10 protein-coding genes are annotated in these 11,751 nt (G+C 65.8%); 3 read left to right on the top strand and 7 right to left on the bottom strand.

The window, feature by feature from the left end; translation table 11 throughout:
* Positions 1 to 43: 43 nt before the first annotated feature.
* The 5 genes from WDM91_19905 to WDM91_19885 all read right to left on the bottom strand — a co-directional run bounded on the left by WDM91_19905 (position 44) and on the right by WDM91_19885 (position 3,553).
* A complete protein-coding gene (locus tag WDM91_19905) occupies positions 44 to 1,153 on the bottom strand; it encodes a hypothetical protein (GenBank protein MEI9996869.1) in 1,110 nt (369 codons plus the stop codon).
* 80 nt (positions 1,154 to 1,233) lie between these two features.
* Positions 1,234 to 1,653 carry a biopolymer transporter ExbD gene (locus WDM91_19900; protein MEI9996868.1) on the bottom strand — a complete coding sequence of 140 codons (420 nt, stop codon included), beginning with the start codon at positions 1,651 to 1,653 and terminating at the stop codon, positions 1,234 to 1,236.
* Between the two features lie 26 nt (positions 1,654 to 1,679).
* Positions 1,680 to 2,129 (bottom strand): biopolymer transporter ExbD, encoded by a 450-nt coding sequence (locus WDM91_19895; protein ID MEI9996867.1) that lies wholly within the window; start codon positions 2,127 to 2,129, stop codon positions 1,680 to 1,682.
* A 34-nt stretch (positions 2,130 to 2,163) separates the two neighbouring features.
* Positions 2,164 to 3,000, bottom strand: a complete 837-nt coding sequence (locus tag WDM91_19890) for a MotA/TolQ/ExbB proton channel family protein (GenBank protein MEI9996866.1) — start codon at positions 2,998 to 3,000, stop codon at positions 2,164 to 2,166.
* Positions 3,001 to 3,043: 43 nt separating this feature from the next.
* The gene (locus WDM91_19885; GenBank protein ID MEI9996865.1) at positions 3,044 to 3,553 is read right to left on the bottom strand and encodes an energy transducer TonB; all 510 of its coding nucleotides are present in this window, start codon (positions 3,551 to 3,553) and stop codon (positions 3,044 to 3,046) included.
* Between the two features lie 699 nt (positions 3,554 to 4,252).
* Here WDM91_19885 and WDM91_19880 point away from each other — a divergent pair.
* Together WDM91_19880 and WDM91_19875 are read left to right on the top strand one after the other, a co-directional pair.
* A complete protein-coding gene (locus WDM91_19880) occupies positions 4,253 to 4,693 on the top strand; it encodes a VOC family protein (GenBank protein ID MEI9996864.1) in 441 nt (146 codons plus the stop codon).
* A gap of 8 nt (positions 4,694 to 4,701) precedes the next feature.
* Positions 4,702 to 5,730, top strand: coding sequence for a low specificity L-threonine aldolase (locus WDM91_19875; protein MEI9996863.1), 1,029 nt, complete (start codon positions 4,702 to 4,704; stop codon positions 5,728 to 5,730).
* A 27-nt stretch (positions 5,731 to 5,757) separates the two neighbouring features.
* Here the strand turns inward: WDM91_19875 and WDM91_19870 are convergent, their stop codons facing one another.
* Positions 5,758 to 9,135 carry an autotransporter outer membrane beta-barrel domain-containing protein gene (locus WDM91_19870; protein MEI9996862.1) on the bottom strand — a complete coding sequence of 1,126 codons (3,378 nt, stop codon included), beginning with the start codon at positions 9,133 to 9,135 and terminating at the stop codon, positions 5,758 to 5,760.
* 254 nt (positions 9,136 to 9,389) lie between these two features.
* On the opposite strand from WDM91_19870, the gene WDM91_19865 reads away from it, so the two are divergent.
* Positions 9,390 to 10,673 (top strand): pentapeptide repeat-containing protein, encoded by a 1,284-nt coding sequence (locus tag WDM91_19865; protein ID MEI9996861.1) that lies wholly within the window; start codon positions 9,390 to 9,392, stop codon positions 10,671 to 10,673.
* A gap of 36 nt (positions 10,674 to 10,709) precedes the next feature.
* On the opposite strand, the gene WDM91_19860 is transcribed toward WDM91_19865, so the two are convergent.
* Entirely contained in the window at positions 10,710 to 11,630 is a 921-nt protein-coding gene (locus WDM91_19860) for an alpha/beta hydrolase (protein MEI9996860.1), read from the bottom strand.
* Between the last annotated feature and the right edge of the window lie 121 nt (positions 11,631 to 11,751).

Raw genomic sequence — 11,751 nt, 5'->3', positions numbered from 1 at the left:
GGAGCGGGCTCCGGCCTTTTCGATTCATGCGCCGGGACGCGCCTCAGCGCGTGCGGGCGTAGATTTCCCAGAGATGCGCGACGACTTTTTGCTTGGGGTCGCTCACCTTGGCGAAGGCGCGGATGGCCTGCTCCTTCTGGCCGGCGCCGAGATAGGCCATGCCGAGGCGGATCTGGGCATTGTCGCTGTCGCTCACGCCCTTGGCGATGCCGGCCTGGACCAGCGCCAGCGCATCCGGGAAGCGCCCCTGGCCCCAGGCATCTTCGCCCAGCTTGACCAGCGCATCGCCGTTGGCGGTCGCCCGCTGCCGCGCAAAGCCCGCGGCATTGGCGCCGGCCTGCCCTTTGGCCATGTTCAGCAGGCGCACGCTGCGGTCGTCGGTCAGGACCTTGGCCGTGATGCCCTTCTGGACCACGTTGGCCGACTCCGCCGCGAAGCCAAGCTGCAGCGCGAGCTGCGCCAGGAGGGTGTAGTCGTCCTTCTTGGTCAGCGTATTGGTCAGCAATTTGAGGCGGTAGATGTCCAGCGTGCCGTGGTCGGAGACACCCTTGGTGCCCTCGGCGGTGCTGAGAAGCTGGGTCCAGTATTCCGGCTTGTTGGTGCGCTGCACGAGCTGCTCGAGCGCGATGCGCTGGCCCTCATTGTCGCCGCTCTCGAAGGCGCAGCGCTGCTGCATCTGCAGGATGCTTTCGCCGGCGCCGCCGCCGAAATTGTTGCGGATGTAGCTGGTGCAGCCCTTGTAGTCGTGCGTGAGGTAATAGGCCTGCGCCACGAGCTGCATCGACTGCGCGTCGAGGCCGCCCTTGCGGCCGGCGGCGATCACGGCGCCGTAGCGGCCGGCCGTGTAGTCGGTGACCAGCCCGCCCTTGCCGCCCGCGGCACCCGACTTCTGGGCGATATAGGAGCGCACCTGCTCGATGGCGGCGTGGTCGCCGGAGGTGAGACCGCCGACGGCCTCGGCCTGCGCCACCGCGGCACGTGCCGCGCTGTAATTGCCGGCACCGGCCTCGCGGATCGCCGTCTGAAGCGCCTTGCCCACGGCAGGACGCGCGGCCGCCTCTGCGGACACGGTGAGCGAGAGGGTGGCGGCCGCGAGGGTTGCGGTGCCGAGGAGAAGCGCCGTTGCGGCGGCGCGAAGCGACTTGGACAGCATTCTACAGACCTCTACTTCAAAAAACGTGGACCCAGAGGCATGCTGGCGCATGCACCTGGGATCCCCGGGACGTCCCTCACTTACTGCATATTCTCGATGCCGGTGAACCCGATGTGAGTCACCCCGATGCGCTGCGCATCGGCCAACACCATCGCCACCTGGTTGTACTTGGCCAGGCGGTTGGGCTGGAGATGGATTTCCGGCTGCGGATCGTCCGTCGCGGCCGAGGACAGGTAGCTGTCCAGCGTCGCGCGGTCGACCTGGGTGCCGTTCCACAGGATCGAGCCGTCGAAGTCCACCACGAGCGTCACCACGACCGGCGGCGTCTGCGGCGGCTTGTTGTTCTTCTGCGGCATGTCGAGCTTCACGGCGTGCGTCTGGATGGGAAGCGTGATGATGAGAAGGGTGAGGAGAACGAGCATCACGTCGATCAGCGGCGTGGTGTTCATCTCCACCATCACCTCGCCTTCGCCGCTCTCGTTGCCGACATTCATTGCCATGTGGCGATACCTTTACTCTGCTCGCGTTACTGCGGCTGATCGTTGCGCGGTTCGGTCAGGAAGCCGACTTTCTGGATGCCGGCAACCTGGCAGGCAAACACCACCCGGCCGACCGCCTGGAAGCGGACATTCTTGTCGGCCCGGATGTGGACCTCGGGAAGCGGCTTGGCGGTCGCGAGGGCGCGCCGCAGCGCGTCCTCCAACTTGTCCTTCAGCTCCGACGGATCGATCGGCTGGTTGTTGTAATAGATGTTCTCGTCCTTATCGACGGCGACGACGATGTTTTCCGGCTTCGTGATGGTCGCGATGTTCTTATAGTTCGGAAGCTGGACCGGAACCGTCTTCACGATCACCGGAATGGTGACCAGGAAGATGATGAGAAGCACGAGCATCACGTCCACGAGAGGCGTGGTGTTGATGGTCGTGTTCAGATCCGGATCTTCGCCGTGATCGTCCTGCTGAACGTTCATAGCCATGGATGAAATCTCCGCGCCGTTCGGCGTCCCTGGCTTACTTGGCGCTCTTGGTGATCAGATAGGTCTGCAGGTCGCCCGCGAAGCCGCGAAGCTTCTCGTTGATGACCTTGTTGCGGCGGACGAGGTAGTTGTAGATCAACACCGCCGGCACCGCGACCATCAGGCCGATGGCGGTCATGATCAGCGCCTCACCGACCGGACCCGCGACCTTGTCGATCGAGGCCTGACCGGCGACGCCGATCGCGATAAGGGCCTGCAGAATGCCCCACACCGTGCCGAACAGACCGACGAAGGGCGCGGTCGAACCGACCGAAGCGAGGAAGGCGATCGAACCCTGCAGACGCGAATTGGCGTCTTCGAGCTGGCGGGTCAGCGACATCGCGATCCAGTCATTGAGACCGACGAGGCTGGTGCCGCCCTGGCTGGCGCGGATGCCGGCATCGGCCACCGAACGGAACATCGAGTTCTTCGGCAGCTTGTCGACGCCCTCGGCCAGCGTGCCCGAGGTCCAGAAGCGCTTCTCGACCGTGCGCGCCTGGGTCAGGATGCGCGACTGCTCGAAGAACTTCATGAAGAAGATGTACCAGGTGCCGGCGGACATGATCGCCAGAAGGCCGAGCACGGTCAGCGAGACCGGGTTGCCCTTCTTGATGATGTCCTCGAGGCCATAGGGATTGTCGGTCGATGCCGCGGGCTTGGGCGCCGGCGCGGAAATCGCAGGCGCGGCGGGAGCCGGTGCCGGCGCGGCGGCCGGTGCCGCGGCGGACGCTGCGGGGTCGGCAGGCGGCGTGGACTGGGCGAAGGCCTGGCTAGCGCCAAGGCCCGAAATCAGGACGAAGGCGGCTGCGATCGTCAGGTGCTTCAAGTTCATTGTCGTACTACTCCGTGTAATCCGGGAAAAATGGACGTGATGGTCAGTGGAAGACAAAGCGGATGATGGCCTGATGATTCGGCGAAGCCACGGGCGAGCCGCCCTGCATGGCGGGCGTATTGCGCCAACGGGAGGAAACGCACGAAAGCGCCGCCTGGTCCAACCGGTCGAAGCCGCTTGATTTGGTCAGGCCCACATTGCTGATGGAGCCATCGACGCCCACATCATAGTGCACCGCGACATCGCCCTGCTCGTTCAGGCGGCTGGACAGCGGCGGATAATAGGACTGGCAGTCATGGGTGCGGCCGACAGCCTTGGAAGGCGTCGGAGGCGGCTCGGCGGCCTGGACCGGCGCGGGCGGAGTCGCCACGGTGTTCTGCACCGCGGTAATCGCATTGGTCGGCGCCGCGTCCGTCTGGATGTTGATCTCCGGCGGCGGCACGAAGGGCGGCGGCGGCTTGACCAGATCCGGCGGCGGCGGCGGCGGCGGCTTCACCTCATCCTTGGGCTGAACGACTTCCGCCTTCAATTCTTCGGGCAGCTTGTCGAGCATGCCGGATTTGAGGCCTGCGATCAGCGCGAAGCCAAGGCCGACATGAATGAGTGCAACAACGGCAAAGCTGATCGTGCGCCGACTGGTATTCTCGGCGACGGTCGTGGGATGGGTTCGTAGATCGTGTGCTGGTTGTTCCATGGGTCTTCCGTCGCCTACACAAAACTAATCCCGGCGCGCTCGCACCGGGATTGGCGGATTTGGGCCAAAGTACGCGTCCCCCTCCCGGCACCGGTTACCGCCCGATGCTCCCTTTTTCTTAAAGCCAACGTAATCACGGTTCGCAAGGGGGGTCTAGTCTCCGATTTTGGTAAACGCAACTTCGTGAACAGCCTAGTTAATTCGCAAGCGCCGCGCTTTTGCGCAGCAATCCCTCCGATGGGTTGGCGCGAATGGCATATCCGGCGCGGGACCCCGGCAAAATCGCGGGATTCCTTAATCCACTTTGCCAGGAGGTGATAACGCATAAACCGCTGCTCCGCATGCATTGCACGATGATCGTTCAGATGCGGCTAATCGTTCCACCGCGCTTTGCTGACACGACAACATTCTTTTTCAACGTGGCGAAAATGCGCCTCTCGCGCTGCAACATGACAAGTGATTCCGTCTTGTGATCATTCGTCAGCATCGATTTCATTGATAACATAAGCCATTAGGGCTGCGGATGGCCGCACCGGCCGCCGCATAGGGAAGATCACGATGCGCTATCTCCACACCATGGTTCGTGTCGGCGACCTCGACGCCGCGCTGGAATTCTATTGCGCGAAGCTCGGCCTGAAGGAGCTCAGACGCGTCGACAACACGATGGGCCGCTTCACGCTGGTCTTCCTGGCGGCGCCGGAGGATGCGGAAAAAGGCAGCGGCGACGCAATCCCGATGGTCGAGCTGACACACAATTGGGACGAGAAAGACTATGCCGGCGGACGGAATTTCGGTCATCTCGCCTATCGGGTCGGCGATATTTACGCGGTATGCAAGCGGCTGATGGAAGGCGGGGTCACGATCAACCGGCCGCCGCGTGACGGAAATATGGCATTCGTCCGTTCGCCCGACGGGATCTCGATCGAGCTGCTTCAGGACGGCACCGCGCTGCCGCCGCAAGAGCCCTGGGCCTCGATGCCCAATACCGGCACGTGGTGAGCACCGCGATGAATTTCGCCAGCGACAATCAATACGGCGCCTCGCCGGAAATCCTGCGCGCACTGGCCGCGATCGGCCAAGCACCGGCCGCGGCCTATGGCGACGACGCGGTCACCGCGCGCGTGCGGCGCCGCCTGAGCGAGGTCTTCGAACGCGAGGTGGCGGTCTATCCGGTGATCAACGGCACCACCGCCAACAGCCTTGCGCTGGCGACGCTGACGCCGCCGCATGGCGCGATCCTCTGCCATGCCGAGGCGCATATCGCGGTCGACGAGTGCGGCGCGCCGGAATTCTTCACCCACGGCGCCAAGCTGGTGCCGATCGCCGGCAGCGACGGCAAGCTGACGCCGGCGGCCGTCGAACAGGCGCTCCGGAATTTTCGCGCCGGCTCGGTCCACCAGGTCCAGCCTTGCGTTCTGAGCCTGACCCAGGCGACCGAGCTCGGCACGGTCTACACGGCGGCCGAGACCGCGGCGCTCGCGGACCTCGCACAGGCGCGCGGGATGAAAGTGCATGTCGACGGCGCGCGTTTCGCCAACGCCCTGGTGGGCCTGGGCTGCACGCCCGCCGAGCTCACCTGGAAGAGCGGCGTCGACGTGCTCTCCTTCGGGGCGACCAAGAACGGCGCGCTGGCGGCCGAGGCGGTCATCTTCTTCGATCCCGAAGACGCGCGCGATTTCGAATACCGCCGCAAGAAATCCGGTCATCTGCTGTCGAAGATGCGGTTCGTCTCGGCGCAGCTCGACGCCTATCTGGCGGACGATCACTGGCTGGACAATGCGCGCCGCGCCAATGGGCTGGCACGGCGCCTTGCCCAGGGGCTGGCCGAGATCCGTGCGATCGAGATCGCCCATCCGGTATCGGCCAACGCCGTGTTCGCGCGGATGCCGCAGGCGCTCGCCGCCAGGCTGCGCGAAGCGGGGGCCGTGTTCTACGACTGGGGTGCGCCGCAGGACGGTTTCGTGCTGGCGCGGCTGATGCTGTCCTTCGCGACGCCCGAGACGGATGTCGCGAAGCTGATCGACGCGGCACGGTGAACGGCCCTCCCCCGCGGAGGGCCGGCCTCAGATCCGGCCCAGCAGCGAGAGCGTCCCGACCTGCTCGGTCGCGTTGTTCGAGCCGCGCACGAAGTCGTAGTTCAGGCCGATGGTCCAGTTCTCGGTCGTGGCGTTGAGCGCCGCGCCCGCGACGTAGTTGCCGCGCGCCGGGTCGGGGCCCTGGATCGCGAAGGGCGTGCCGGGCTGGTTTCCGGTCTGCGTCGGATCGGTATCGGCGAACTGCGCATGCAGCTTCACCGGATCGTTCAGGAAGTCGAAGCGATAGCCGAGGCGTCCCGCGGGCTGCAGGAAGAAATCGCCGAGGTCGATGTCGGTGCGGAATTCGCTGCCGAGGAAGGCGCGCAGCGAGTTTGCGTAGTAGGGTTTGACCGCGAGGTCGAAGCCGGTGCCGCCGCCGCTCTCCGTGAAGCCTTCCTCGCGCATGGTCATGCCGTCGAGCGAGAGCTGCGGGATCATCGTCAGGCCGCCGGCATGCATCTGCGCGCCCATGGTGAGGCCGATCGAGGCCAGGAGGCCGGCGCGCTTGCTGTCCGCTTCGCGGGTGAAGGTCGTGCCGCCGGCGGTGCTCGGGATCGTGAGGTCGAGGATGCGCTTGCCCTTGAAATTGCCGTAGCCGAGCGAGGCCTGGCTTTCGATGAACAGGCCGCGGCCGCGCCATTCGGTATAGCCGGTGAGCATGTACCACAGGGTCGAGGTCTTGGAGATGCGGTCGCCGCCCTCCGACACGTCGCCGGTGTAGAAGGTGAAGGCCGCGCCGTACCAGCCGCCCGAGGCCGAGCCCTCGTCGAGGCCAAGCGAGAAGCCGAAGCCGTGATCCTTGAAGCCCGGCGCGGCGCCGGAGTTCAGCGTCGGATCGCTGGGCGAGACGTTGCCGCCCTTGGTGCTGAAATATTCGCCGAACTCGTTGCCCCACAGGGTCAGGTCGCCCTGTTCCTTGCCGAAGATGCGAAGCTCGCGGTTGCGCGCGGCGACCACGCCGGTCCCCTGGTCGGTCAGCGAGATCGCGATCTGGCGCACGCCGCCCGAGACGTCCGGCGCGAAGGCGTCATAGGCCTTCTGGGCATCGGACTGCGAATTGATGCCGGCGATGAGCGCGGCGCCGAGCAGCGTGTCCTTGGCCACCGCCTGGTTGGCGATGGGGAACATGTGCTCGGCGTAGCCGGTGATCCCGAGCGCCTGCACGGTTTTCGGCACGACGTTCAGCACCAGCTCGTCCTTGCCGGCCACATGTTCGATATCGATCGCGGCGCTGTCGAACAGATAGGGCAGATGGTCGGGGCCGCCGACCTCGTCCGAATAGGCATCGACATCGGTCTGGTCGATGTTGAGATGGCCGGTCGGCGCAGAAAGCAGGACGAATTTTCCGTTGCCGGTGAGCGGAATGAAGCTGCCATATTGCACGGTGAGCTTGGCGCCGGTGCCGAACGTCACGGCATCCGAGGCCGCGATGACGGCCGTCGTGCCGAGCCCCTGCGAGACCGTCAGGTTCAGCGTGCCGGCCGTCGTCACGCCGCCGCCCGCCAGGGTCAGGTCGCGCACGTTCAGCGCCGTGTCGACGTTCTGGACCGACAACGCGCCGTAATTGTCGATCCGGATGTCGAGCGTGCCTTCGGAGGTGATGGAGCCCGCGACATTGGCGAACTGCCCGACATGCAGCACGTCGAGATCGGCGGTGTTGGTGAATGTGTTCGTGCCGCGCGAGCTCGCGCCGAAATCGATCGCGCCGGTGTGCGTCGCCGTGCCCGTCGTCGAGCTGTCGGTACCGACGACGTTATACGTGTCGCTGCCGTCGCCGAAGATCACATCGCCCTTCACCGTGCCGGTATTGTTGAAGGTCAGGCCGTTGCCGATCGGGCCGCTCGCGAATACCGCCGTGGCGTGCGCGGTCTGGCCGTTGGTAAGCGTGGTGGCGAAGGCGCTGATCGTGCCGTGGTTGGTGAGCGTGGTCAGCGTCCCCGTGTCGTCCTCGATCGCCACGGCCGAAAGCGCGACGGTGGGAAGGCTGGGGTCGGTCGCAATGGCGTTGGCGGCGACGGTGGCGCCGGCATCGATCGTGATCGTGGGAACCGAAACGCTGCCCGTGCCGCTGTCATGGATGTAGATCGCCTGCGCCGTCCCTCCCATGGGACCGGAGATCTGCGCGAGGACCGTGCCGCCGCTGCCGGCCTGGGCCGAAATCTCGATCGCGGGAACATTGGCATAACCGGCGATCTCGATCGCCGTGGCGCTGACCGCGGTGCCGGGATCGATGCTCGTCGTCGAGGCGGTGATCGTGCCGGAGCTGAAGATGCCGCCGGTGAAGTTGACCGAACTCGTCGAGCTGCCCGCGATGAAGATCGCGTGCGCCTGCTCATTGGGGTCTTCGGGCGACGCCGAGATGATGCCGCGATTGATGAAGCCATAGGTGCCGTTCGCGTCGCCGGTGACGGCACCGATGACCATCGGCGCGCTCAGCGTGGCGCCGGGCGTGAACAGGATGGTCGCCGTGGCCTGGGTCGAGCCATTGCCCTGGATCGTGGCGGCGACGGTGCCGTCGCTGGCGCTGAGCGGTCCGTTGTTCACGAATCCGCCGGCCAGCCCGTTCTGCACGATCACGGCCGAACCGGAATTGGCGTTGCCCTTGTTGGACGAGCGCGTCGCGACGCCGGCCACGGCGATGGTGCCCGAGTTCGCGAAGGTGCCGATCTCCGCGCACGACGCCACCGTACAATGCTGCAGCGCGCCGCCCAGCAGGAAGCCGACCGCGCCATTGCCGATCGCGGTCATGGTCGACGAGGTCCCGATGAGGATATTGCCGTTGGTGATACCCTGCAAATTGGCGAGCACCACCTGCGACGACGAGGATTCATTGTCGCTGCTCGGCTGCACCGTGACGGCGCCGGCAAGCAGCCAGTCGCCGTTCAATATCGCCGTGGCATCGCTCTTGAGGGCGACGGACTGGTCGCCGACGATGGTGACCGCCGACGAGCTTTCCAGATCGATGTTGCCGGTGAAGGAGCTCGTTCCGGCCAGGTAGATGCCCGTCTTGGCCGTACCGGAACCGCCCAGGCTGATCGAGCCCGTGTTGGTGAAGCTGCCCGCAAGCCCGTTCGCGTCGATCTGGACCGCCGTCGCCGTGGCCTGGTCGGACGCCGAGATGCTGCCGCCATTGTTGACGTTGTTGCTCGAATCGATGGTGAGCATCGGAACGGTGGCGGACTTGAAACTGATACCGCCACCCGCATCGATCAGGATGTCGCCCGGGCCGGTTCCCGCAGTGTTGGACGTGCTCGTCTTCTGCGCTGTCGAGACGACCGTCTTGATTTCGTTGGTGTCGGTGGCCAAGGCCGGGCCGGACAACAAAGCCGTCACGGCAGCCGAAAGCATAAGAGCGCGCTTGTTCAAGTCGAACCTCTTGTAACCATGGCCAAATTGGAACCGAAGGGGGCTAGCCCGGGGCCCTCTCTTCGTATCACCCTCGCTTATGCCGCAAGGCCCCACCCCGGAAACCAGCCGCAGCGAGGGCACCATAACCGATTTTCTCGGAAGTCACCTACCCATAGGCTGCGAAGAAGGCAAATTTCCGCTTCTTAATCAGCTATTAGGCCGCCGGCGCCACACTGGGCCCGCGCCAAAGTTAACGCTCTTCCGGTGTCCCCATGACCGCCCATAGCCGCACGAGCTTCGCCAAGCTCAGCCAGAAAGAGGCTTCGGCCGCCGCGGCGCGCCACGAGATGCTGTATTCCGGCCGGATGGGCGGGGCACGCGCGGTCTTCGCTTTCAGCGACCTGTCCGGCCTCGACCTGTCGGGGCGGAACCTGGCGGACGCGGATTTCACGGGCGCGATCCTGGAAGAGGCGAATTTCTCGGGGGCCCGGCTCGACTCCTCGAGCTTTTTCGGCGCCGATCTGCGACGCGCCAATCTTAGCAGTGCCAGCATGCGGCGCGCCGACCTGCGCGGCGCCTGCCTGAAGGGCGCCAACCTGATCAGTGCCGACCTGTTCGAGGCCGATCTGCGCGAAGGCACGATCGCCGAGAAGGACAAGTATGGCGAGCTGCGGGTTTTGAACCATGACATCGGCCCGTCCGAGATGCCGGCGGCGCTGATGCATTCGGCCAATCTGGAGCGGGCCAAGATGTCGGGCACCATCGCGGTACAGGCCGATTTCACCGACGCGATCATGAAGGGCTGCCGCCTGATGCGCGCGAATCTGCGCCAGGCGAAGCTGTCGGGCGCCAATCTGGAGAACGCCGACCTGTCGGGCTGCAACCTGACGGGCGCGGATCTGAACGGCGCAATCCTGGTCGGCTGCAAGCTCGATTTCGCCGTGACGCAGGGCGCCGATTTCAGCGAGACGCTGACCGAGCAGGCGATGGGAAAGCTCCCCGCCGAGCTCACGGTCCCGATCGAGGACCTGCTCGACTCCCACGCCCGCTGGGTCGAGAGCGAAGGCCGCGAAGGCAAGCCGGCCGATCTGTCCAACATGGACCTGCGCGCCGTCGCGGCGCTTGGCCGCAAGCCGCTGACGGCGCTGATCGCGCCGGGGGCGTCGCTCTATGGGCTGAATCTCGAAGGGGCATCCCTGCAGGGCAGCAATCTCGCGGGCGCCGACCTGCGCTCGGTCAAGCTCGGCGGTGCCGATCTGCGCGGGGTGAACTTCGTCGGGGCACGTCTTGGCCATGCCGATTTCCGCGACGCGCGGATCGGGCCGCTGATGCTCTCGGACGCAAGGCTGCTGCCCGCGCGGATGGACCGCGCCGTCGCGCGCTATGCCGATTTCCGCGGTGCCGATCTGCGCCGCATCCGCTTCACCGGCGCCGATCTCGCCTATGCGAATCTGAGCGACGCCGATTTGCGCGACGCCGACCTGACCGATGCCGACACGAGCGGCACCAAGCTGCCGATGGTGTTCGCGGACAACGTCCAGACGGCCGCGCAATAGCGGACGGCCCTTCGTTCGCGTCCCGGAGAGGCGCAGCTACTGCGCCGCGCTGGCCTGCGCGGTGGTCCGCGTGCGGATGAACTGGCCGAGCCGTTGCAGGCTCACCTTCGCTTCGGGCACGTGGCGGTTGGCCTGGAAGACGTGTTGCATGCCGTCATAGATCTCCACGCTGACCGGCACACCGGCGTCGGCGGCGCGGTCGCCGAGCCGCGAGGCGTCGTCGCGCAGCATTTCGAGGCTGCCCGCATGGACCATGATCGGCGGGAAGTCCTTGAAATTGGCGAACACCGGCGAGGCATAGGGATCGGAGGGATTCGTCTTCTTCAGATAGTGCCGTGCACTGACGAACAGCAGCTCCCAGTTCAGCGCATTGTCGGACTTCGCGTTCTGCAGCACCGACCAGCCGCCGAGCGACAGGTCGGCCCAGGGCGACATCGCCACGCAGCCCGCCGGCATCGGCAGGTTGGCGTTGCGCGCCGCATGCAGCACCGCGAAGGCCAGGCCGCCGCCCGAGCCGTCGCCGGCCAGCACGAGCTGCTGCGGCGAGACGTTCTTGGCGATGAGGTGGCGGTAGGCGTCGATGCCGTCGCGCACCGCGGCCGGGAAGGCGAATTCCGGCGCCAGGCGATAGGCGAGCGAGAAGGCCGTCGCGTCGCTGGCCTGTGCCAGACGGGCGACCAGCGCGCGATGGCTCTGGGGCGAACCGGCGATATAGCCGCCGCCGTGGAAATAGAGGATCAGCCGGTTGGGCGAGGAATTGGGCAGCCTGACCCATTCGCCCTTGAGCGGCCCGACCTGGGCGGGCTCGAACACCGCCTCGCGCGGCGGGGCGCCGAAGCGCTCGGACAGATAGGTGTACTGGCGGCGCAGCTCGGCGATATCGGTCTCGACGCCGGCGCCCTTGGGTCGGCCCAAGCGGCGCAGGCGATCGACAAAGGAGCTTTGCCAGCTTGGCATGATCTATCGGGTTGTTATTACGAAGCCATCCCTACGCCCAACGCACAGGGGTGTCATCCGGGGCCAGAAAACGTGGTTAGGACGGGAACCGGGCGGCGACAGGGCGATCCGCGCCTGCACG

It is taken from the genome of Rhizomicrobium sp. (assembly GCA_037200385.1).
Taxonomy (GTDB): domain Bacteria; phylum Pseudomonadota; class Alphaproteobacteria; order Micropepsales; family Micropepsaceae; genus Rhizomicrobium.
This window is presented reverse-complemented; position numbering and strand designations above follow the sequence as displayed.

Coding starts and splice junctions, on each gene's coding strand:
- WDM91_19860 (MEI9996860.1), bottom strand. CDS start 11,630: ATGCCAAGCTGGCAAAGCTCCTTTGTCGATCGCCTGCGCCGCTTGGGC.
- WDM91_19890 (MEI9996866.1), bottom strand. CDS start 3,000: ATGAACTTGAAGCACCTGACGATCGCAGCCGCCTTCGTCCTGATTTCG.
- WDM91_19865 (MEI9996861.1), top strand. CDS start 9,390: ATGACCGCCCATAGCCGCACGAGCTTCGCCAAGCTCAGCCAGAAAGAG.
- WDM91_19905 (MEI9996869.1), bottom strand. CDS start 1,153: ATGCTGTCCAAGTCGCTTCGCGCCGCCGCAACGGCGCTTCTCCTCGGC.
- WDM91_19875 (MEI9996863.1), top strand. CDS start 4,702: ATGAATTTCGCCAGCGACAATCAATACGGCGCCTCGCCGGAAATCCTG.
- WDM91_19885 (MEI9996865.1), bottom strand. CDS start 3,553: ATGCTCGACAAGCTGCCCGAAGAATTGAAGGCGGAAGTCGTTCAGCCC.
- WDM91_19880 (MEI9996864.1), top strand. CDS start 4,253: ATGCGCTATCTCCACACCATGGTTCGTGTCGGCGACCTCGACGCCGCG.
- WDM91_19895 (MEI9996867.1), bottom strand. CDS start 2,129: ATGGCTATGAACGTTCAGCAGGACGATCACGGCGAAGATCCGGATCTG.
- WDM91_19900 (MEI9996868.1), bottom strand. CDS start 1,653: ATGGCAATGAATGTCGGCAACGAGAGCGGCGAAGGCGAGGTGATGGTG.